Annotated in this window: 17 protein-coding genes and 1 pseudogene; 1 reads left to right on the forward strand and 17 read right to left on the reverse strand. The window is 38.8% G+C overall.

The genetic code is table 11. From position 1 onward, the window contains the following. Positions 1-184 precede the first annotated feature (184 nt). Positions 185-1,114, reverse strand: a complete 930-nt coding sequence (glsA, locus tag BM012_RS18045; protein ID WP_061805976.1) for a glutaminase A — start codon at positions 1,112-1,114, stop codon at positions 185-187. 208 nt (positions 1,115-1,322) lie between these two features. Here glsA and shc point away from each other — a divergent pair, with 208 nt between their 5' ends. Next, complete coding sequence (shc, locus tag BM012_RS18050; RefSeq protein WP_061805975.1) at positions 1,323-3,179, forward strand: squalene--hopene cyclase; 1,857 nt, start codon at positions 1,323-1,325, stop codon at positions 3,177-3,179. A gap of 42 nt (positions 3,180-3,221) precedes the next feature. Here shc and BM012_RS18055 read toward each other — a convergent pair whose 3' ends face one another. The 16 genes and pseudogenes from BM012_RS18055 to BM012_RS18120 form a co-directional block, all read right to left on the reverse strand. After that, positions 3,222-3,422, reverse strand: a complete 201-nt coding sequence (locus BM012_RS18055; RefSeq protein ID WP_019393399.1) for a DUF6501 family protein — start codon at positions 3,420-3,422, stop codon at positions 3,222-3,224. 64 nt (positions 3,423-3,486) lie between these two features. Then, positions 3,487-4,227 carry an alpha/beta hydrolase gene (locus BM012_RS18060; RefSeq protein ID WP_061805974.1) on the reverse strand — a complete coding sequence of 247 codons (741 nt, stop codon included), beginning with the start codon at positions 4,225-4,227 and terminating at the stop codon, positions 3,487-3,489. A 115-nt stretch (positions 4,228-4,342) separates the two neighbouring features. Further along, positions 4,343-4,486: a CapE family protein gene (locus BM012_RS26525; RefSeq protein ID WP_019393397.1), complete on the reverse strand. Its 144-nt coding sequence runs from the start codon at positions 4,484-4,486 to the stop codon at positions 4,343-4,345. Positions 4,487-4,510: 24 nt separating this feature from the next. Beyond that, positions 4,511-6,064, reverse strand: coding sequence for a gamma-glutamyltransferase family protein (locus BM012_RS18065; RefSeq protein ID WP_061805973.1), 1,554 nt, complete (start codon positions 6,062-6,064; stop codon positions 4,511-4,513). A gap of 15 nt (positions 6,065-6,079) precedes the next feature. Continuing rightward, the gene (locus BM012_RS18070; protein ID WP_061805972.1) at positions 6,080-7,252 is read right to left on the reverse strand and encodes a CapA family protein; all 1,173 of its coding nucleotides are present in this window, start codon (positions 7,250-7,252) and stop codon (positions 6,080-6,082) included. 14 nt (positions 7,253-7,266) lie between these two features. Next, positions 7,267-7,716 carry a poly-gamma-glutamate biosynthesis protein PgsC gene (gene pgsC, locus BM012_RS18075; RefSeq protein ID WP_061805971.1) on the reverse strand — a complete coding sequence of 150 codons (450 nt, stop codon included), beginning with the start codon at positions 7,714-7,716 and terminating at the stop codon, positions 7,267-7,269. A 15-nt stretch (positions 7,717-7,731) separates the two neighbouring features. Beyond that, positions 7,732-8,916 carry a poly-gamma-glutamate synthase PgsB gene (pgsB, locus tag BM012_RS18080; RefSeq protein WP_061805970.1) on the reverse strand — a complete coding sequence of 395 codons (1,185 nt, stop codon included), beginning with the start codon at positions 8,914-8,916 and terminating at the stop codon, positions 7,732-7,734. Between the two features lie 514 nt (positions 8,917-9,430). Further along, complete coding sequence (locus BM012_RS27195) at positions 9,431-9,742, reverse strand: hypothetical protein (RefSeq protein ID WP_321170009.1); 312 nt, start codon at positions 9,740-9,742, stop codon at positions 9,431-9,433. 54 nt (positions 9,743-9,796) lie between these two features. Then, positions 9,797-11,125 (reverse strand): annotated as a pseudogene (locus BM012_RS18085) (P-loop domain-containing protein). Between the two features lie 77 nt (positions 11,126-11,202). Next, positions 11,203-12,477 (reverse strand): 2-oxoglutarate dehydrogenase complex dihydrolipoyllysine-residue succinyltransferase, encoded by a 1,275-nt coding sequence (gene odhB / locus BM012_RS18090; protein ID WP_061805969.1) that lies wholly within the window; start codon positions 12,475-12,477, stop codon positions 11,203-11,205. Between the two features lie 15 nt (positions 12,478-12,492). After that, entirely contained in the window at positions 12,493-15,351 is a 2,859-nt protein-coding gene (sucA, locus tag BM012_RS18095) for a 2-oxoglutarate dehydrogenase E1 component (protein WP_061805968.1), read from the reverse strand. 412 nt (positions 15,352-15,763) lie between these two features. Further along, the gene (locus BM012_RS18100) at positions 15,764-17,101 is read right to left on the reverse strand and encodes a 5'-deoxyadenosine deaminase (RefSeq protein WP_139210377.1); all 1,338 of its coding nucleotides are present in this window, start codon (positions 17,099-17,101) and stop codon (positions 15,764-15,766) included. Positions 17,102-17,261: 160 nt separating this feature from the next. Continuing rightward, on the reverse strand, positions 17,262-18,125 hold the full coding sequence (locus tag BM012_RS18105) for a LysR family transcriptional regulator (protein WP_061805966.1): 864 nt from the start codon (positions 18,123-18,125) through the stop codon (positions 17,262-17,264). A 62-nt stretch (positions 18,126-18,187) separates the two neighbouring features. Beyond that, entirely contained in the window at positions 18,188-18,967 is a 780-nt protein-coding gene (locus tag BM012_RS18110) for a class I SAM-dependent methyltransferase (RefSeq protein ID WP_061805965.1), read from the reverse strand. Positions 18,968-19,092: 125 nt separating this feature from the next. Then, positions 19,093-20,148, reverse strand: a complete 1,056-nt coding sequence (locus BM012_RS18115; RefSeq protein ID WP_061805964.1) for a C45 family autoproteolytic acyltransferase/hydrolase — start codon at positions 20,146-20,148, stop codon at positions 19,093-19,095. Between the two features lie 75 nt (positions 20,149-20,223). Beyond that, positions 20,224-22,152, reverse strand: coding sequence for a vWA domain-containing protein (locus tag BM012_RS18120; RefSeq protein ID WP_061805963.1), 1,929 nt, complete (start codon positions 22,150-22,152; stop codon positions 20,224-20,226). Positions 22,153-22,162 lie beyond the last annotated feature (10 nt).

The following is a 22,162-nucleotide window of genomic DNA, read 5'->3' on the forward strand; positions in this document are numbered from 1 at the left end:
ATAAATGTAACCCTTTTCTGTAGCAAACTCCCTCTACTTCCATTACCCTACCAATAAATAAACCTCAGTTCATGAGCCAATTTTCCTTAAAACCCTTTCTTATTCAACTAAAGAGTAGAAAGACTGTAAGAATAAAGACCTATCCTTTCATAAAAAAAAACCGCCGAATTCCTCGGCAGTTTTTTTAAAACATACTCAACGCATATTTCCTAGACATCATCTCTAACAACTTAAGACCTGCTACACTGTTCCCTTTATCATCTAGTGCAGCACCGTAGATTCCAATTCCACAGCGATTAGGCACAGCTCCCATTACACCACCGGATACGCCGCTTTTCGCTGGAATCCCAACATCAATCGCAAACTCTCCAGAAGCATTATACATCCCGCATGTCACCATAAACGTCTTACATATTCTTGCGATATTAGCTGGAATGATTTGCTTCCCTGTTCTTGGGTCAACGCCGTTCATTGCAAACACGCAGCCAATTCGCGCTAAGTCTACAGAATCAACTTCAATTGCGCACTGTTTTGTATATAGCTCCATTAACTCTTCAACATCTTCATTAATTACACCATGCTGTTTTAAGAAATAGCAGAGAGCTCTGTTTAATTCAGCTGTTTCAAACTCAGATTGGGCAATTTCTTTATTATATGTAATCGTAGGCTTGTCTGTAAGTTCTTTAACAAAGTCTAAAAGGCGAGTGAATCTTTCCTCTACGCTGCTCCCCATGAGCATATGTGTAACAGCTAAAGCTCCTGCGTTAATCATTGGATTTAGAGGTTTAGAAGGTGAAATCGTTTCTAATTTAATAACTGAATTAAACGGGTCACCAGTAGGCTCTTTCCCTACATAGTCAAATACGAAACCTTCTCCTCTATCCATTAACGCTAGCGCTAAACTAATGACTTTAGAGATACTTTGTAGCGTCATCTTATGTTTAACATCTCCCGCTGCATAACAGTTACCATTTGGATAGTAGACGGCAACAGCTAATTTATCTGGATCTGCTTCTCTTAAAGCTGGTATGTATTGAGCAACTTGTCCTTCTTTTGTATAAATTCTAGCTTCATCAACTAGGTTTTTTAAATCTTGACTTGATTCACATTGCATTAGCATAACTCCTCATCTACATTTCTCTCTTTAGGTTATCCCATTAGAGGTTGTTTATTAAATATGTTTCTTTTCTTATGATCAATGTTTAAGCTTTCAAACATTGTTCCTCATCGTTCACAATCGTTTCTTTTCACCACGTTGTTTACATAGTAAAAAAAATTTTGAATATAAAGTTATAAAGACATTTTTAAGGTGGCGAGATAACGTGTGGACTAAACAAGCAAAACAGCATACAACTCATCTTATCAAGGAGCTCCGCGAACTTCAACAAGAGAATGGTTCATGGCACTTCCCTTTTGAAACAGGCGTTATGTCTGATGCCTATATGATTTTAACACTAAGAGCACTTGGAGTTGAGGAAGAGCCCTTAATTGCCAAACTTTCTAAGCGGATTCTTTCCCTTCAGCATAAAGACGGTACATGGCGACATTATGAAGACGAGCCAAAAGGCAATTTGTCAGCAACCATTCAAGCATATACAGCTCTCCTTGTAGCAGGAGCTTCTTCAAAAGAAGAAACGCATATGAAACGAGCAGAGCGCTTTATTCAGCAAAACGGTGGTGTGAAAAAAGCTCATTTTTTAACGAAATGGATGCTTTGTGCAAACGGCTTATATCCATGGCCGCGCTTTTTTTATGTACCGATGACCATTATGAACATCCCAACGTCTTTTCCGCTTAATTTCTTTTCGTTAAGCACGTATGCGCGTATTCATTTTGTACCAATGATGATTGCAGCCAACAAAAAGTTTTCAATCCCGAGCAATCATAGCATCTACTCTCTCTACGAACGTGAAGAGACTGAAGAAGAATGGAATGTTGAAGATGAACGTTTCATTATTAAAGATCTGCTTTTTTATTTAAAACGATTGCGCAACTTACCAAGTTACATGCACCAAGCAGGCTATAAAAAAGCCGAATCATATATGATTAGCCGAATTGAAGATGATGGCACCTTGTACAGTTATGCAACAGCTACATTTTTTATGATTTATGGATTACTAGCATTAGGGTATGAAAAAACGTCTCCTCTTATTATCAATGCCGTAAATGGTCTAAAAAAGCTTGTCACAACTATTGACGGCATGGATCATCTTGAAAATTCAACATCAACCGTATGGGATACAGCATTGCTTTCTTATTCTCTTCAAGAAAGCGGTGTTAGTTACAAGGATCCAATGATAAAAAAAGCGAGTTTCTACCTATTAAATAAGCAGCACAAAAAAGTAGCCGACTGGGCTGTTCACAATCCCCACATAGCACCTGGAGGCTGGGGGTTTTCACATAACAATACGATAAACCCCGATCTTGATGACACGTCTGCCGCACTCAGAGCTATCACCGCTCCAAGCGTTCACGATAATCGGTATCTTAGCTCATGGAATAGAGGCGTTGATTGGCTTTTGTCCATGCAAAATAGAGACGGAGGCTGGGCGGCATTTGAAAAAAACGTCGATTTTCAGCTCTTAACTCATATTCCATTAAAAAATGCAGAAGATGCTATTATTGATCCTTCAACATCGGATTTAACAGGGCGAGTGCTTCAGTTTCTCGGAAAATTCGCTGGTTTAACAGAAAAACATCCAGCCGTAAAGCGAGCTGTGAAGTGGCTTTGTGATCAGCAAGAGAAAGATGGTTCATGGTATGGACGTTGGGGAGTTTGCTATATTTACGGCACATGGGCAGCTTTAACAGGTATGAGAGCTGTTGGTGTACCACTTGATGACCCTCATATCCAAAAAGGCGTTCTCTTTCTTAAAAAACATCAGCGTCAAGACGGAGGCTGGGGCGAATCTTGCCGAAGCTCTGAAGTTAAGAAATACGTACCTCTTTTATTTAGTACTCCTTCTCAAACATCATGGGCGCTTGATGCTCTTTTAACATGTTTGCCAAAGGAACACGTTACAATTAAAAACGGAGTAAAGTTTCTCTTAACCCCGCATATTCATAAAGCAAAAACATATCCAACAGGAATTGGCTTACCAGAACAGTTTTATATTCGCTATCACAGCTATAACTATATCTTCCCTCTTCTTGCTCTTAGTCACTATTGCCAAGCGTAAAACGCTTGGCTTTTCTGTAAAAAGAAAAGAATAAGCAGATGCTTATTCTTCGAAATATTCCTTATAATAGCCGCCAACTTTTCCTGTGTTGTCAACAACGAAATAAAACTCTTCTGTTTCGTTTTTTACTTCATATGTTTTATTTACGCTCAGTACGTTTTCAACCATATATTTACTTGCATTTGTATGCACACATTTAATTTCTTTAATTGTTGGACGGTCTTTCCAGTTTTGATGAATCATGAACGTACACTCCTTTAAGTTTGTCCGTTCTATTGTACCGAATTCTTCCTCTAAAAAAAAGAGGCTAACATCTTTCACTAATAAACTTTACGATTTTTTCGCATAAAAAGCCTTGATCATGATCAAGCGTTGCAACATGAAAGCTGTTTGGAAGCGTCACCATTTCTTTTTGCTTGCTTTCAACATTGCTGAAAACATATTGGCTATTATGGGGTGGAACAACATTGTCCGTTTTAGAAGAAAGCAAAAGAAGCGGCGATGTCACTTGATGTAGTTTGTTCTTCACTTTCTCCATTAATGCAGTGAGCTCTCTTATTGAAGCAACAGGTGTTTTTTCGTAAGCAAGTTCGTGTACGCCTTCTTTCTTAATATCAGACCCGATTCCGATTAAAAAGCGAGCCTCTGTCTCGCTCTGCTGTTTTAAATGAGGCATATCAATAGCGGGATTAATCGGAATAATGCCTGCGATATTTTGGTATTGAGTACCTAAATGAAGGGCTAGCGTCCCACCCATCGAAAGGCCTGTTACAAATATACGTTCACATGCTTCGGTTAGTTTTTCATATCCTTCTTGAGCAGAAGAAAGCCAGTCTTCTTTCGTGCTTTTTTCCATATCTTCATGATGCGTCCCATGCCCTTTAAGACGCGGGGCATATACAGTGTATCCTTTATCCTTTAGCACATTATATACAGGTTTCACGCTTTGCGTTGTGCCTGTAAAACCATGGAGCACTAATACCCCTATTTCATTACCTTGATGATAAAGCTCTTCAGCGTTCTGAACAACCGCATACTTTTCATCCATCCCTTGTCACCCTTTGTACTCTTTCTTTCTATCGTACCATGTGCCAGAATATTAAACCAAATTAAAACATCTTCTTACACAAAAAAAAGCTTAGCTATCTGCTAAGCTTTTTCATTTATTTAGCAAGTTGAACGTCAATCTGTTCTTGTTCTTGCGGTGTTAATGTTTCTGTATGTTTAAACTCTCCAAGTGTGAATAAAAGTCCAGCAACAATAGCGATCGGCAATACAATACCAAATGTTCTTTTTAAAATAGTCATGATTTTCTCTCCTTTTATTACCCTTTATTTTTTAGCCCAATTCCCACCTCGACGTGCATCAGCTTCTCCTATTATATGACCGTCTTCATCTTTCTGAAGAACTTGCACACTGCCAAAGTGCATTGGGTTATCACTTTTTCCAAGCTTATATCCATAAGATTTTAGAGCTGCGCTTTCTCTTTTCGTTAGAGAACTTTCTTCTTCAAGAGTGATAGAATCAAAGGCGAATCGCTTATGTTTTACAGCATCGCTCCATGACTTTCCTTCTCTCATATGATAATAGAGTACTTGAGCAACCATTTGCGGAATTCGATCTCCACCAGGTGAACCAATTCCAATTGTCCCCTCTTCTGTCTTCACAACTGTTGGGGCCATAAATGTTCTTGGTCTTTTTCCTGATTCAATACGATTTACTCCATCACCAAAGTTTTGAAGCTGGTTGTTTAGGAAAAAGCCGTTTGTGTAGTCCCCAGAACCGAAAAAGTCGCTTAGCGTATTTGTTGTTGAAACAACGGTACCCTCTTTGTCCATGACAACAAAATGCGTTGTGCTTTCATGCTCTTTATCAACCTCATACTGTTCTCCCGCATTAGTGGAGTTAAGCTGTCGGTTTAAGAGATTCACATATTGAGAGCTTGTCCAATCTTGTGCATATTGATTTTCAAACTCAGGATCTGCAAGCTTTTCAATTCGGTCTTTGTATGCTGCCTTTGTAATCTGTCCCATATAGTGAGTAAACAAGCTATCACTTTTAATAGAAGCAAGGTTTGCATCATCCATCATCATGAGCATTTGAATAAGTGTTGTTCCTGAAAATGGAGGTGGTGCTGAAATCACTGTGCTTTCCCCATATTTCCCTACAACAGGATCTCGCTCTTTCACCTCATAATCTTGTAAATCGTTTGTTGAAATATGACCCTCTTCTTCAATGTCCTCTGCAATAGAACCTTTATAAAAGGCTGAAGCTCCTTCATCTCGAATTTTTTCGAGCGTTTCAGCAAGTTCAGGCTGCTTGAGTACGTCCCCTTGCTTTAAAGGACCTCCATCAGGATAAAATGCTTCTCTGTTATCCAGCTTTTTTTCATGCTCTTGAATTGCAAAGGAGAGCGGTTCATTTATCTTAAACCCTTCTTTTGCATAATGAATAGCGGGATTTAAAAGCTCATTCATATTTAGTGAACCGTATTTATCATGAGCGTACGCCATGCCTGCTACAAACCCAGGTACTCCTGAGTTTCCTTCACGCTCTCCATCAATCTTTTGTGGAGCTTCTTCACGGTAGTCAAGAAACGTTGCTTTTTTGTCAGGAGGAGAAATGAGCATCCCACCGCCGCCGCCAATTCCAGATCCGTATGGTTCTACAACATTTAGCGTGTATGAAATCGCAATGGCTGCGTCAACTGCGTTTCCTCCATTCTTAAGCACATTCATGCCAACTTTCGTAGCAATCGGATTTGAGCTGCTCACGCCATAATCCTGTGCACCAATGGTTCTTTTCCATAACGTTTGACCAGCTAAAAATAGTGAAGATACGAGAACGATAGCAATGACGATTTTTAGAATGTTTTTCTTACTCATATCTCCCCTCCTAACCTAGTTTTTATCGATGACTTTGTTGTGATTTAAGAATATGCGAATTTTATCGTCTTTCTGTTCCCAAAGAACTCCTTTAGATACGCCTTTTGTTAAGCTGTTGAAAATTTGTTTCTTATACCACCAATTGTCAACAGGACGCGGACTTCCTTCTTCAATTCGAAGTGGGACAACATCTACGTACGCTGTTCCATCTTCTTTTAGTTTATATTGCGCAAGAGCGGTATTTTTTGTATTTGACCAGCCTTGATCAGATACAAAGTTACCTAAGCTATAAAAGATCACGCTGTCTTTGTAAACGTCAAAGGAAGATAAAACGTGTGGATGATGACCTGCAATCATATCTGCTCCTGCATCAACCATTGCTTTTGCTAAAGCTTCTTGACGTGGACTTGGCTCCATGTCATATTCTTGCCCCCAATGAACATTTACAACAACAAGGTCAGCGTTCCCTTGTTTTGGATCTTTTGCTTTTTCAATTTCGTTAAAAAGTGCATCTGGATCTGTGTAGACAACACCTGCTTTATTTTTCTTTGCTTCTGTGCCTTCAGAGCGGACATCTGTGAAGCCAAGTGTTGCAACTTTTAATCCATTTACATCTTGGTACGAAACTTTTTTAGCACTGCTTTCATTTGCACCTGCACCAACACTATCAATGCCTTCTTCTTGAAGTGATGCTAGCGTATCTTTTAATCCTTTTTCCCCATAATTCATCGCGTTGTTGTTTGCTAAATTCAACACGCTGAATCCCGCATTCTTTATCGATTTTAAAGAACGCTTGTCAGTTGAAAGTAGAAGATCTTTATCAAGTGGTTCATACTGACTTTCATCTTTTGTTAGAATAGGAACATCTAAGTTTCCTGTCATATAATCAGAGTCTTTTAAATAAGGCTGCACATGCTCAAATAAATAATCTGCCCCGTGCTTATCCACAATATTTTCTGTGAAGCGCCCAAGCATTAAGTCTCCAACTAAGGTCATCTTTGCTTTGTACTGTGCTTGTTCAGCAACGGCCTTTGTATCTTCTGTACGTGTTAACCAAGCTGACAAAACAAGTGCAATGATAATAAGCGGTGTTAAAATGGCTACATACTTACCGTTTTTTGGTTTTGTTTTTTTAATAAAGATTAGAATTTTTTCTTGGAAGTTTAGCTTTTTTATTTTTTTATCCATTTGGGATCAACACCTTAAATAAAGTAGTACACGTTCATAATTCCAAACGTTAGTCCGCTTAAAAGGAGTGTACTTCCAACTGTAAACGGAATGCCTTGTTTTTGGATTGTGTTCGCGATAAGACCAGGAACGATAATTCCAATTCCGCGGAACTCTTGAATCTCAAATGGCATAACAGGATAAAAGTAGTCAAAAATAAGCTTTAAACAAATACCAACGATAAGCATTGCAGCAAATTTACGCTTCCCATAAAGAATTGTAAATCGCCCAATTCCATACATTACAATTACATATGTTAAAATACTAATAAATAAAACAACTAATATAAAAACTGGTTGGTCAAATACAAGAGCTAAATACCCTGGTACAACAAGACCTGCTGGAATAATTCCTGTTTTTTCTGCGAAAAGTAGACTGAGCGTAACGCCAAGTACTAATGCAATATATAAATCTGCACCAAACATCTTTTTCCTCCTAAATTAACCTGCTTTACGAACAGACTGCATGTTGTTGATTGCTTCAATAAGTGGTTCACCAGAGCCGTGAATATTGCCAACTCCGTAGACAACGCGTCCTTTTAAGTATGGTTTTAATTCTTCCATGATTTCTTCTGTTGAATATCCTTCAAGATCAAAATATTGATTTGTATCAAGATCGCCGCGTTCATAAGCGTCGCTAATTGGAGATGTTGTTCCACCAATTGCAATGACAATCTCTGATGGTATGTAAGGTAGAACATCTTCAGCAAACTGAATTGTTCGGTCAACACGGTCATCGCGACAATTCATAATGACAATAGGATGATTTGTACTATAACCTAATTCACTCACCCGTTCCCATATTTTAAGCGTAGATGATGCATCATTTGCTGCAAATCCATTAACGAAAAAGGCTGGGTTTTCTTCATCCTCGCCAAAACGGACGATACGCATTGCACCTGGGTCTGGCTGAGCATTAAGCATTCCTGCCATAGCTGTTTCTTCATCAATACCAAGCGCTTCAGCTACAGCTAAGGCAATTGAAGCATTGTCAGGAAATACCATGTAATCGAACTTACGTAAATATTCTTCTGTAATTTTAGAGTTATCTGCTACGATGACTTCTGAATTACGTTTTTTCGCTTCTTCTTTAAAATAATCTAAATAAGGGCTTTCGATTGTCACGAGATGACCATTATAAGGGATAGCGGCTAAAAAGGCTTGAGCAACTTCATCAAGCGTTGGTCCCATAACATCCATATGGTCTTCTAGTACGTTTACAATAACGCCGACATTTGCTTGTAAAAGCTGATTTTGAAACGTAATTTGATAGTCAGGTTGAACAGCCATACATTCGCAAATCAGAGCATCTGGTTCAAGATCTTCAATCTTTTTCATAACACGACGCTGCTCTCCGATGTTTGGTCCTTCAAGTCTTCTCTTAATTGGTTCTTCTTCGCTCGTATGCCAGTAAATCATTCGAGCGGACGTTCCGGTTGTTTTACCAATTGTTCTGTAACCCGCTTCTTTTACAACTCCTGTTACTAATCGTGTAACAGTTGATTTTCCACGGATTCCATTAATGTTCACGCGGATTGGCACAGCGTGGATTCGTTTTAAATGCTGCTTATAATCCCACATTCCTAAGCAAAGAAGTAAAACGGCACATATAATAATGAGTGCCATACTCTCGCCCCTTTCTTTATCATTCGACATATTTTGTTGTAGTGGGTACCCGGGAAATAATTTAGCACAGAAAACATATGAGTTCTATCAAACGTCTTTACCATGTAAAGGGAATTGTAAATTTTGTATTATTGTTCACAAAGGGATGATAAACAAAGAATTTTAAGGACTATTTGCTCTTTAATGTAGGGAACTTCCGTGCATTTTCCGCACATAACGAACTGTAAAGATGAGGAAAGAATCATAAATACTCTACAGGACGTAATCAATTTGTCACGTTTAATGTAACAAAAGCCGAAAATTCTCTGTAACATTAGAAATATGAAGAAAATTTATTTTTTGTAAATTTTCTTCAACCCGTTGCTTTCTCTTCTTCTCTCCTTCCTTGTTTAAAGATTGAAATATGTTGTAATGCTTTATATCTATAAAAAAAGGGGGAATTAAGTCTTATATACAAAGTTAGGACTAGGGGAAAAGACATAATAAAAAAGAAGAGAAAAAATTCTCTTCTTTTTTATCTAACAGAGAGGGAGCGAAGCCTGTTTAACGCTGCTGCAATTTCATGTACCCGAGGCTCTGCTAGTTCTCCTTCCTCTTTTTTTGAGCTTGCAAAATATTTCAAGCCGTGTCTTTCAATTTCTTGTTGAACATACTCCAACAAATCTTTCATCGTTTTTGAAGAACAAAGCAGATTTTTTCGTTCTATATGACTAAGAATTCCTGCAATCGCTCTTGTTTGGCTTTCATTTACAAGTTGTTCTACATAGTGAAGGTTAATGATGCTTTTTCCATATTGAATAGTATCTTTTGAACGAACTTTTATCATTCGTTTTCTTCCTTGCTCACTTTGTAAACTTTCTGATCTCACTATTCTTTCTTTTCAAACTCGATGTTTCGTAAATGCATCTTCTTGTTGTTCAGGGTATTTAGCCGCAATTTCTTTTGCCTGATTTGTAACATCCGTACATTTGTAATTATTGAGCTTTAAAACAGTATGTGCTTTTTCGAAATATGCTCCAGATCCCCCCATCACAAGAATAGATGATATTCCTTCTTGCTCGTAAAGGGTACTTACTCGATCAATAAAAGGAGTGATTGGTTCTTCTTGCGGGGAAATCAGTTCTTTCATTCGCATATCGCGAATCATAAAATTTGTAGCGCTTGTATCTTCATCAATAACTAAGGTCCTTGCTCCTGCTTCAAGCGCTTCAATAATATTTGCCGCTTGGAACGTACTTCCGCTTGCATTTTCACTTGAAAATTCTGCTGTACTCCCTCCGTTTGGTAAGTTATTTACAAATAGAGAAATGTCTACTTTTTCAACGTTTCGCCCGTCTTCAGCACGAATTTTTACAGCGGTATTTTCCGTAATAACAAATTCACGGCCGTCTCCTTTTCTATAGTTATAAACGCCTCTTTCGATTCCTTGCAAAAGCGTACTTTTCCCATGATAGCCTCCCCCAACAATGACCGTAACCCCTTTTTTCACTCCCATTCCCCTTAGCTCCTTGTTTGTATGTGGAATAGGAATCGCAATCTCTAACTCTTCTGGACTTTGAAAAGGAACAGCTTTTTGTAAAGGTAGCTCACTCACACCGCTTTTTCAAGGAAGAATGGATCCATTAGCGACAAACGAAACAAGTTCATGTTCTTTTAAATAAGAACGAACAGCTTGCTGCTGATCAGTGAGGATAATCGCCATTTCTAATTCTTTTATATTCATTTGAAAAATTGATTTTTCTACAACAGTGGGTAGAAGAGTCTTGAAAATGAGCTCAGCTTGCTTTCCTAAAATCCGGCGTCCTTTGGCGGGTAAGCCAACTGACAGTGAGACAGTTATCATTGAGGCGGAAAAAGTAACAGAGGTTCGATTGATCACCTCTTGTCCTGGATAATCAATCAGAATCATCCCACTTTTTCCGGATCCTTTTGCTCTTTCCTCTTCTTCTTTTAAGCTTTTATGTATAAGCCGTGTAATATAGTCTTTACAGCATATTTCACGGTATTTATCTCTCAGCCACTCTTCTTTTACCCCTGTATTTTTTAAAGGAATATGTAAACAAATTTTAGATGGGCTTGCAAAAGGATCTCCTTGCACATAGTTAACAGCTACTTCATAATGTGGCCATTTGAATATCCCTTGTATTCTTTTATAGTTTGGATATCCTTTTCCATCGATTTCTTTAAAAATTTGCAACAGCTTTTTCACTTTATCGCTCCCTTCTTTCTAGTATGTTTAGTGTAACAAAAAACAGCCTCTCCTTATAAGGAGAGACTGTTTTTTCTTTACCCTTCAAGAAGAAGTGTTTCTGGATCTTCTAATAAGTCTTTAATTGTAGCAAGGAAGCTTACCGCTTCTTTTCCATCTACAATACGGTGATCATATGATAAAGCAATATACATCATTGGACGGTTTTCAGAACGTTCTTCATCAATTGCAACCGGACGAAGTTGGATTTTATGCATACCGAGAATTCCGACTTGTGGCCCATTTAAAATTGGAGTTGAGAGAAGAGAACCAAAGACTCCTCCGTTTGTAATCGTAAATGTTCCACCTTGTAAATCTTTTAACGTTAATTTATTGTCACGCGCTTTTTTCGCTTTATCTAAAATATCCCCTTCAATATCAGAGAATGTTTTACGATCTGCATCACGTACAACTGGAACAACAAGACCATCATCAGTTGATACTGCAACACCAATATCGTAATACTTTTTCAGAACAAGCTCATTTCCTTGAATTTCAGCGTTTAAGAGCGGGAACTTTCTTAGAGCAGCCACAACTGCTTTTGTAAAGAAAGACATGAATCCAAGACGAACATCGTGCTGTTCAAAGAAATTGTCTTTACGACGTTTGCGCAGAGCCATAACAGCTGTCATATCAATTTCATTAAACGTTGTCAGCATTGCTGCTGTTTGCTGAACCTCTACAAGACGATTAGCAATTGTTTGACGTCGACGCGTCATTTTTATGCGTTCTTCCGGTTTCTGTGGATCTTGTGGCTGTACTTGTTTTTGTGGCTGAGGTGCACTTTGCTGTTTAGCTGCTGGTTTATTCTCATGTGACTCGATATCATGTTTACGAACGCGACCCATTGGATCTGTTGTTTTTACATCATCAAGTTTAATGCCGCGCTCACGAGCAAGTTTACGAGCTGCTGGTGAAGCAATCGTACGGCTTGTAGATTTTGCTTCTTCTTTTGGTACTTCCTTCGTTGCTACAGCTGTTGTGCTTTCTTTTGGCGCTTCAGCCTCTGGTGCTTTCTCCTGTGTTGCTTCTTCTTTCGCTTCTGGGGCAGAAGATGTACTTTCGCCTCCGCCTTCTCCACTTTCATCTAAGCGAGCAATCACTTCACCAACGTGAACAGTATCACCAGGCTCTTTCAAAAATTCTGTAATAACGCCAGACTCCTCAGCCGTGATTTCAACATTTACTTTATCTGTTTCAAGCTCTGCAATATATTCACCGCGCTCAATTTTGTCGCCTACTTTTTTCAGCCACTCTGAAATTGTGCCCTCTGTAATTGATTCTGCTAATTCTGGTACTTTGATCTCTCCCATTGTCCTGGCCCCTTTCTAACGTCTTAATACATGATTAGTTAGTTTTAGTGCTTCGTTTACGATACGTTCTTGTTCTTTCTTATGAACAGTTGGATCCCCTTCAGAAGGACTTGAACGGCGACGACGTCCAACATAGCCAATCTCAACACCTTCTGGAACAATTTCCTGAAGACGAGGATATGCATATGACCACGGTCCCATATTTTTCGGTTCTTCCTGTACCCATACAAGCTCTTTTAAATTCGGATATTGTGCTAGAATCTCGCGTGCCTGTGCAAGCGGGAATGGATAAAGCTCTTCAACTCTTAAAATATGAACAGAATCAATTTCTTCTTCTTGTTTTTGAACTGTATCGCGTAAATCAATAGCGACTTTACCACTACACATAATAATACGCTCTACTTTTTCTTTTTGTTTTCCTGTTGTTTCTTCTTGTAAGATTTGTTTAAATTCACCTTTGCTCAAGTCATCAAGATAAGATACGCTGTGAGCATTGCGCAGCAAGCTTTTCGGCGTCATAATCACGAGTGGACGAATGTCATCATGCTTCAATAGAGCCGCTTGGCGACGCAAAATATGATAATACTGTGAAGCAGTTGTTACGTTCGCAATATCCCAGTTATTTTCAGCTGCAAGCTGTAGGAAACGTTCTAAGCGTGCGCTTGAGTGTTCAGGGCCTTGACCCTCATATCCGTGTGGAAGAAGCATAACAAGACCTGATTTTTGTCCCCATTTTGCTTGACCTGCTGTGATAAACTGGTCGAAGATAACTTGTGCTGCGTTCGCGAAATCACCGAACTGTGCTTCCCAAATAACAAGTGTTTCAGGAGCAAACACATTGTATCCATATTCAAATCCGACAACAGCTGCTTCTGTTAACGGGCTATTATGAACAGCAAATGAAACGTTCACATCTTCTAACGTATGAAGCGGTGAGTAAACATCTCCTGTTTTCTCATCATGTAAAACAATATGACGATGTGCAAACGTACCGCGTTCCGAATCTTGCCCTGTTAAACGGATTGGTGTGCCATCTTTTAAGATTGTGGCAAACGCAAGTGCTTCCCCTAGTGACCAATCTACTTTTCCATTGTCTTTTAAATTAGTAGCGCGCTTTTCAAGGATTTTTTGCAGCTTTTTAAATACACTAAATCCTTCTGGCCATTTCACAAGCTGATCGTTAAGAGCAAGAAGTTGTTCTCCATCAACAGCAGTCTCGATTGGTGGAAGCTGACGCTCAGGCATTTCAGGTACTTCCTGTGGCTGGAACGATTTTTTATCAGGCGTTTTGCTGAATGCCTCTTGAAGACGATCGTCAATTTTTTCATTAATTGCTTTCACATCTTCCTCAGTTACAACGCCTTCTTTTTGAAGCTGCTCTGCATATAAAGTCTTCACCGTTTTGTGAGCGCGTACAAGCTCATATGTTTTAGGCTGTGTTGCAGATGGTTCATCCATCTCATTGTGACCAAAGCGACGATATCCAATGAGATCAATGATAAAGTCTTTTTTGAATTTTTTACGATATTCAAATGCAAGATAAGCCGCTGCTAAACATGCTTCTGGATCATCTGCATTTACGTGAATAATCGGCATTTCAAATCCTTTTGCTAAGTCACTTGCGTATTTAGTTGAGCGAGAATCAACGCTCTCTGTTGTAAAACCAATTTTGTTATTTGCAATAACGTGAATCGTTCCACCTGTATGATAGCCGTTCAAACCGCTCAAGTTTAGCGTTTCTGCAACAATTCCTTCCCCTGGGAACGCTGCATCACCGTGAATTAAAACAGCAAGTGACGCTGTGGAATCAACAGAAGGATATCCCGCTCCTGTACGATCATCTTGCACAGCTCTTGTGTAACCTTCAACAACAGGGTTTACGTATTCTAAATGACTTGGGTTGTTTGCTAATGTTAAGCGTGTTTTAAATGACTGATCTTGTTCACTAATGTGTTTGTCAGCACCAAGATGATATTTTACGTCACCGCTCCATCCGTAGCTGATTCCAATTGAACCTTCAGATGGAACAACCTCTTTATTTGGCGCGTGCTGAAATTCTGAGAAAATGAGTTCATACGGTTTGCCGAGCACGTGAGCAAGTACATTAAGACGTCCTCTATGCGCCATTCCAATATTAATAGACTTTGTTAAATTGTGAACAGCGTGTTCCACAACTTCATCTAGAAGCGGAACAAGCATGTCAACTCCTTCAATAGAGAAGCGCTTTTGGCCTACGAAAGAACGATGTAAAAACTGCTCAAACCCTTCTACTTGCGTTAATCGTTTTAAAACAGATTTTTTCTTATCAGCAGAAAGAGAACGATATATTTTACCCGATTCAATCATCTCTTTTAACCAAGCATTCTCCTCTCGGTTATGTACGTGCTGGTACTCAAATGCAATTTTTTTCGTGTATACTTCAATTAAATAGTGATAAGCAGCCAAACCATCCTTTTGTTTGATATGATCTGGTGCGTTTGGACAGAGAACATGAGGCGGAATGCGCTTCACATCTTCTTCTGTCAGATCAAAATTTTCAAGCTTCAGTAGCGCCATCTCAGTTTTATTTTTCTCAAGCGGAAAAATAGATGCATAGAGATGACCATAAGTACGCACATAAGTTGCTAGCTTCACAGCTGTTGCAATCTTTTCAATTTGTGCAGGATCCGTATAATCGACTCCTACCCCTTCATTTTGACTGCTGCTTTTGTTTAGAGAAGGTGGCGTTCCCCACTCATCAAAAAACGCTTTGACTTCAGGGTCAATTGATTCAGGATCTTCTTGATACTGATCATACCATTCCATGACATATCCTAAGTTAGGTCCAAAAAAACTATGCCAAGGAGCTTCGTTTCCTGTGTTTTTTCTCTCCATGATTTCTCCCCAACCCCTCTTTCATTTAGCCTCTTACTTTTTTTATAAAACGCTTATTACACTGTAATGAAAGCCTATACAAATCATTGTAACAACCCGGAAAGTTTTTACTTTGGGTGTTACACTCATAGTAACATTTTTGTCACAATTCCTCAAAACATAAATAGGCGCGAAAAGACAAGCATTCTAGCGGTTTTTTCAAAAAAGAAAGCGATTTCTTCGTTTTTTTCGCTTTTTTGTGAAAATAAGCACTATTTTGCTCATCCTTACCTCTTTTTACCGTTTTCTCTTCCTTAATTGATTTTCTTATGAAGAAGAAAACCTTGATTTATCAAGGTTTTCCCCTAAACACGTAAAAAAAACAACAGAAAAATCAATTATTTTAATGGAAGCCATTCTTTTTTTTCATAGCTCAATAAGCAATTGTGGGCAGCTTTCCGATTAGCCTTTTGCTTGATTTGTTGGCCTCTTTTAAAATAATAGCCTCATCCATTGTTTTTAAACGTCGATTTTCCATCACAACTTCCCCATTAATGATGACCGTTTCTACATCTGAGCTATAAGCGGAATAAACAATGCGTGAAATAGGATCAATATCATAGGAGGGAAAAGCATGGAGCTTGTGAAGGTCAACCAAAATTAAATCCGCCTTTTTTCCAACTTCAATACTTCCAATCTCGTGCTCTAAGCCAAGCGCTTTAGCTCCTCCAATTGTAGCCATTTGTAATACTTGTTTTGCTTTCATAGAAGTTGGTCCATTAATGGGTTTTTGAATAAGAGCGGCAAGTTTCATCTCTTGAAACATATCAAGATTGTTGTTGCACGGGGCTCCGTCCGCGCCTAAACTAACATACATATCACTCTTTAGCATATCAGGCACTTCGGCAATTCCTGAAGCGAGCTTTAAGTTCGATCCCGGACAGTGGCTTACCTTTACTTTTCGGTCTCTAATAATTTTTTTCTCCTCCTCATCTAACCAGACGCAATGTGCTAAAATAAGCCGCTCATTGGCAAGGCCGAGATGATCTAAATAAACAATATTACGCATGCCTCTCTCTTGCTCTACAATTTGGATTTCACCTTTATTTTCCGAAGCATGGGTATGTACACAAACTTGATATTTTTCAGATAAAAAAGCAACCTCCTTCAACAGTTCCTCTGAGCATGAGACAACAAAACGAGGGGAGAAAGCATATTGAATGCGCCCGTCTTTGTCATGCCATTTCTCATACAAGTCCATGCTTTCCTGCAAGGATGCACTCGCCGTTTCTCTAAGAAGCTTCGGCACTTCTTCACCGTGATCCATCATCACTTTCCCCGCAAGCGCTCGAATGCCACTTTTTTGAATCGCTTGAAAGGCAAAATCTGTATGATGTACCGTTTCCATATCTACGATAGACGTTGTTCCCCCTTTGATTAGCTCTCCGATGCCAAGCATGGCAGAATAGTAGATGGATTCTTCATCATGAGCCGCTTCAAGGGGCCATATTCGTTTTTTTAACCAGTCCATAAGCTCCCAATCATCTCCCTGTCCTCTAAAAAGTGTTTGACAAAGATGAATGTGCGTATGAATAAATCCTGGAAGAAGGATTTGATGACGTGCATCTATTTCAGCGTCCACAGCATCTGGCTGTAGGTTCGTCCCGATTTCTTTAATTCGTTCTCCCTCAATTAAAACATCTCCGTGAAAAATATCGTCTTGTTTGTTCATCGTAATAAGCTGAGCATTTTTGATTAGCAATCGTCTCACTGTCATCTCTCCTTTGAACTCCCAAAATACTTCCAGATTCCTACATGTAAAGTAAGTTTCTATATTATATGGTTTTCTCATTAAGAATGGCGAGCGTATTGTAAATGGACTTGACAAGAACTTTTATGTTTAAAGTAGCAACCCATAAAACGATACGAGATTAATCAACGCCATTAATGAATTGTTGAAGAGTATCAATAAAAGTAAGCACGTCCTCTGTTTCTCTTCTATATGCAACGTAAATGTTTGACACAGGGAGAGGAAAGGTAGAAAAATGCACAGCATCTATTTTCCCTTTCTTCACTTCCCTTTCAACAACGGAAAAAGGAAGAAAAGACATGCCTAATCCTTCCTCAATAAACCGTTTTGTAATTTCTACTTGGTTAACGACCATCGTTTTTACGCCCTTATATGTCTGCTGAATAGACGGCAAAATTTCTTCCCAATAGAGGGGATGATTGTTAATCAATAATCGGTGCTGTTGAAAAAGAGAAAACAGGGACTCATTTTCACTAGAAGGAGGAGCTGCGAGAATAACAGAATCTTGTAAAATACTTTTGCATATTACGTGTGAAACAGGCATTCTTGATAAACCAACGTCTGCTCTTCCGCTTTCGATCTCACCGCTAATTTCCATAGACTTTACAACATTTATCATAACTTCGATTTTAGGATATCTATGTAAAAAAGAGCTAAGAAATCTTGGCAAAATAGCTGAAGCAATATAAGGAGCAACAGCAACTGTTATTTTACGCTGGAATCCTTGCTTAAAACTTTCTAAAGTTTGCACGCCATCATAATAGCTTTCCGCCAATTTCTCAGCATGTGGAACAAATCTCCGTCCTGCTTCTGTTAAATAAACGTGACGTCCAGAGCGTTTAAAAAAAGAAGCACCAAGCTCTTGTTCTAAATGCTTAATATGTGCTGTAACAGTTGGCTGAGAAAGAAAAAGAAGCTCAGAAGTCTTTCTGAAATTTTCATACTTTGCTGCAACAAGAAACGTTTCTATCCACTTCATATCCATCAATATGCACTTCCTTTTCGTAAAAAAACCTTATGACAATTTTATCATAAGGTTTTTGCTCTTTATTTTTTTATTGCTAAGAATCGCAAGCGTTTGTAATCAGCAATCCACTTTTCATTTTCATACAAGTGTTCCCTTGCTATGCTCTCTACTCTTTTTACAACTTCTCCTTGGACACTTTCATCTACGGGAGCAAGAAAATCTCCTGCAAAGTTGGCAATCCATCCCTTTATTCCTTCATTTTCTTTGGCAAGTTCTGTTGGGCGAACAAAAGAAGAAACATAGCATACTTCAAACCCGCCTTGTTCAAGAAGGGTTGTATATTCGCCAACACTAGGAAAATACCATGGATTATATATCTCCTTTTTTTCTATTCCATACTCTTCTAAAGCTTGATATAGAGCTTGAATAATGGAAGCTACATTTCCTTTGGATCCCATTTCCCCAACAAACCGACCTCCGGTTTTTAAACAGCGATTTACGGAAGATATCACTCGTTCAGGCCTCTTCATCCAGTGTAGAGCAGCGTTTGAAAAAACAGCGTCTACTTTTCTTTCAAGCTGAAAATCTTCTCCATTTCCGGTTCTAAACTCAAGATGAGGATAAGATTCTTTAGCTTTTTTAATCATGTGTTGTGAAGCATCAATCCCTATAACGCTAGCCCCTGCTAAGGCAATCTCATGAGCATGCTTTCCTGTCCCACAGCCTAAATCTAAAATACATTCATTCTCTTTTGCACGAAGTAACGGAAAAAGACCTTCTCCATATTTAGCAACAAATGACGCCGTTTGATTATAATATTCTGGCTTCCACTGGTTTTTTGTACCGATAGCTTCCTTCATCTGCTTTCCTCCTCTTTTGTTCTTATTTATAGACTATCACTCTTACATATTAATGAATATTAGATAATTGTCTCTTCATTGATAGGAATCTCCTCTCAATAAAAAACACCTCTTCTTAAGAGGTATTATAAAATGCTCAAATGAGGAAAGTCTAAATTCGTATCTACTTCTCCTTTGATTTTTGTAATCACATTTTTTTGTCCTTTTATCCAATCATAAAAAGAAAAAATAACGGGACGGCGATTTTCTCCAACTCCAATATATACTCGCCCTGTTTTTGGAGCATAAACAGAAGAATGAATCGTTCCTGCCGAGTTTCTGTAGTCACGTTTAAAAAACGGATAATCTGTATGATTAAAAAGCTCAAATGCCTGGTACGGTGTTAGCGGATTTTCCAATGCTTCTTCAAGTTTTGCTAGTCTTTCTTTTGACTCAACCAGGTGACGGCGGTTTTCATCTTGAAGTTCTTCAGCTCTAAAATGATTGGAGCATGCAAGACTTCTTCCATATGAAACGTTAACTCCGCGTGGAGATGCTTCAACGATTGCAGCACGGTCATTTTTATCATTCATTGTATAGTTAAACGAGTGACGGTGTGGAATATTTCTTAATACTTCTACTGCTTCTTCTGTTGTTTGACATGTATCAAGAATAAAGCGCGCAATGGAGCAGCAAATGAAACCGTCTCCTGCTTTTTTCCTATGTACGAAATGGTACCCAATCGAAAGCCCCTTTTCATTCATTCCGTCCATGCGTCCAATCAACCTTTGAGCAAATCCAATACTTGCATATGCTTCGCTCGGTTGCCAAAGTAAAAAGCGACCATCATATGTTTTAGGATGATAATCATAGTTTCTAGCATAAAAGCCTTCCGCCATAAGAGCAGAGCAGCCTGACTTTTTCCATTCCCCTTGGTAGCCGCTATACTCATGCACAACGTCTTCTAATCTCCACTTCATTCCATCTGAAATGCCTTCAAGCTCTTCCCATACGTGTGGTGCAAACTCTTCTACTCTCTTACGCGCTTCTTTTATTTGGATGGGGTAGCTTCTCAATGACTTCTTTCTTCGTTTTTTATGTGACTCATACAAAATGGTTCCCTTATGCCATTTGCCAAGCATGTGGCCAAGCTCATATGATGTGCCTCTTCCTTGCTTAACGTTCACAAAAATAGATTGCATATCCTCAGCTCCAAACTATGTTTTTAAGAGAAAAAGAGCTTCTTACCCTTATAGGAATAAGAAGCTCTAAAAGAGTTATCCTGTTTGAATACTCTTATGAAGAAGTCGTTTTAGAAGTGGAAACAGAACGTTTGGAAGTTCTGAAACGTCTTCAACTAAAATGCTGTACTTCCCGTAAATATTGCGAATTGTAGTTTGCTGTCCTTCATCAATTGGTTCATTTGATAAAAAGACGTTAATTACTTCAATCCCCTGTTTGCGCGCGAGTAAAACAGCTTCGTGTGTATCAACAACTCCATTTTGCTCATATCCCATTGCAGCAGGCTCTCCATCTGAGAAAACAAGCAAAAACTTTTGTTTTTCACTACGCTTCATTAAACTTTGAGAAGCGTGACGAATTGCAAAGCCATCTCGGTTATCTTCCATTGGTTCAAGCTGCATAATTTCAGATCCGCTTTCTTTCTTATACGACGAAGAGAAATCAATAACATGTTGAAAATAGTTTGGCTGATACGTTTCTGTTGCATCGTTTGTATCTTCCCAAAAGCCGACAATCTCATGTGGTACATGTACGGATTTTAATGCTTCATGAAAAAGAGTAATGCCAAGCTTTGTTTGCTCCATTTTATCGAACATGGAGGCTGAACAATCGACAAGAAGCGAGAATACAGCATCAATTTCATGAGATGGATCGTTCTTTTTATGAAAAAGTCGCGGATTGTCATCTGTTGCAAGACGAAGCAAGTTTTTTTGATTTAAACGCCCGAAATGCAGATCAGTGCGAGGCAAAATTCGTTTATGCTCAAGCGTTTTTGAAATCATTTGTTTTAACCGCTTTTGATATGGTGCAATTTCTTTTACATTTGCACTATACTGTGAACGCTCCTCTGACGTTGGGCGCGTTTTTTCTTTCACTAATGCTTTCGCATAGCGATTGTCTTTTCCAAACGACTCATCTCCGCCTTCTTGTGGTTCTTCTTTTCTTGTTTCAAGCACTTCTAGCTTTGAATAGTCGTTCCGCTTTGCTTTTTTGGATTGCCCTTGAACAACACCTAGTGCTTGATCTCCGTCTTCTCCTTCACGAACAGCGTCATCTCCGCCTAAATCTGTTTTTGAACCTTGCTCTAAATCAAACTGAAGGAAACTTTCCGTTGCTTTACTTGTTTCTTGATGCCATGTTGGCAGTTTATCCTCGTGAACGTCTTCTTCCCCTGACTTCTCACCTTTAATCACATCATCATTCTTAAGCTTAGATTCTCTTTTTAAATCGTCAAACGTTAATCCTTGCTGCAGCTCTTCATAATTAAAATCTGGAAGAAGGAAATACGTGTTTAACATGTCTTTTTCAAGCACTTCTTCTAGCACATCGCTTATTTCTTCGCAAATACGCGTCACCTCACGCGTTGTCTTAGCTTCAAAAGTGCGCATAATTTGCTCACGTAAAAATGGAATCACTCGGTCAATGTCAGGTTGAATAGACGGAAGTTCTTCAAAGGGATTATCTACTGTTGCTAGCACGTATAAAGCACAAAAAAGCGCATCAGTGTGAATGTTACGCTCCACATTAAAGCGAAGCTGTGTGCTAAAGTACGTCTTATACATTTCTCGTCGCTTTAAAAATACTTTCTTTGTACCTGGTCGATCTTTTTTACAATCTTCTTCAAGACGCAGATTTTCAAATACCATAAACAATTGGCGCGCGAAACTTTGAATAGAAGAGCGACGAATATGCTTTACATAACGAGCAATAGCCCCGTAATCACCATGGGTAATTTCCGTACTTCGCAAAAACACGTCGCTTTTTAAGCCTGCTACTGTTTCCTGATGTGGACGCTGCCCCCAGAAATGGCTAAGGTACATTTTTTTTAAATATGGATCATAGTAGGAAGAAACGCGATACTCAATCTCCATTTCTTCATCTTTTGTCAGCGTTCGAGCTAAGTCTTCGAGTTCCATAAATAGAAAAGAATCAATTTGACTATCATTGAATTTAATAAATTTCATGAAACAACAC

It is taken from the genome of Priestia endophytica DSM 13796 (assembly GCF_900115845.1).
GTDB lineage: Bacteria > Bacillota > Bacilli > Bacillales > Bacillaceae_H > Bacillus_I > Bacillus_I endophytica.

Excerpts from the sequence above, each read along its gene's own strand:
- glsA (WP_061805976.1), bottom strand. The coding sequence starts at position 1,114 with ATGCAATGTGAATCAAGTCAAGATTTAAAAAACCTAGTTGATGAAGCT.
- BM012_RS18055 (WP_019393399.1), bottom strand. The coding sequence starts at position 3,422 with ATGATTCATCAAAACTGGAAAGACCGTCCAACAATTAAAGAAATTAAA.
- BM012_RS18060 (WP_061805974.1), bottom strand. The coding sequence starts at position 4,227 with ATGGATGAAAAGTATGCGGTTGTTCAGAACGCTGAAGAGCTTTATCAT.
- BM012_RS26525 (WP_019393397.1), bottom strand. The coding sequence starts at position 4,486 with ATGACTATTTTAAAAAGAACATTTGGTATTGTATTGCCGATCGCTATT.
- BM012_RS18065 (WP_061805973.1), bottom strand. The coding sequence starts at position 6,064 with ATGAGTAAGAAAAACATTCTAAAAATCGTCATTGCTATCGTTCTCGTA.
- BM012_RS18070 (WP_061805972.1), bottom strand. The coding sequence starts at position 7,252 with ATGGATAAAAAAATAAAAAAGCTAAACTTCCAAGAAAAAATTCTAATC.
- pgsC (WP_061805971.1), bottom strand. The coding sequence starts at position 7,716 with ATGTTTGGTGCAGATTTATATATTGCATTAGTACTTGGCGTTACGCTC.
- pgsB (WP_061805970.1), bottom strand. The coding sequence starts at position 8,916 with ATGGCACTCATTATTATATGTGCCGTTTTACTTCTTTGCTTAGGAATG.
- BM012_RS27195 (WP_321170009.1), bottom strand. The coding sequence starts at position 9,742 with ATGATAAAAGTTCGTTCAAAAGATACTATTCAATATGGAAAAAGCATC.
- odhB (WP_061805969.1), bottom strand. The coding sequence starts at position 12,477 with ATGGGAGAGATCAAAGTACCAGAATTAGCAGAATCAATTACAGAGGGC.
- sucA (WP_061805968.1), bottom strand. The coding sequence starts at position 15,351 with ATGGAGAGAAAAAACACAGGAAACGAAGCTCCTTGGCATAGTTTTTTT.
- BM012_RS18105 (WP_061805966.1), bottom strand. The coding sequence starts at position 18,125 with ATGGATATGAAGTGGATAGAAACGTTTCTTGTTGCAGCAAAGTATGAA.
- BM012_RS18110 (WP_061805965.1), bottom strand. The coding sequence starts at position 18,967 with ATGAAGGAAGCTATCGGTACAAAAAACCAGTGGAAGCCAGAATATTAT.
- BM012_RS18115 (WP_061805964.1), bottom strand. The coding sequence starts at position 20,148 with ATGCAATCTATTTTTGTGAACGTTAAGCAAGGAAGAGGCACATCATAT.
- BM012_RS18120 (WP_061805963.1), bottom strand. The coding sequence starts at position 22,152 with ATGAAATTTATTAAATTCAATGATAGTCAAATTGATTCTTTTCTATTT.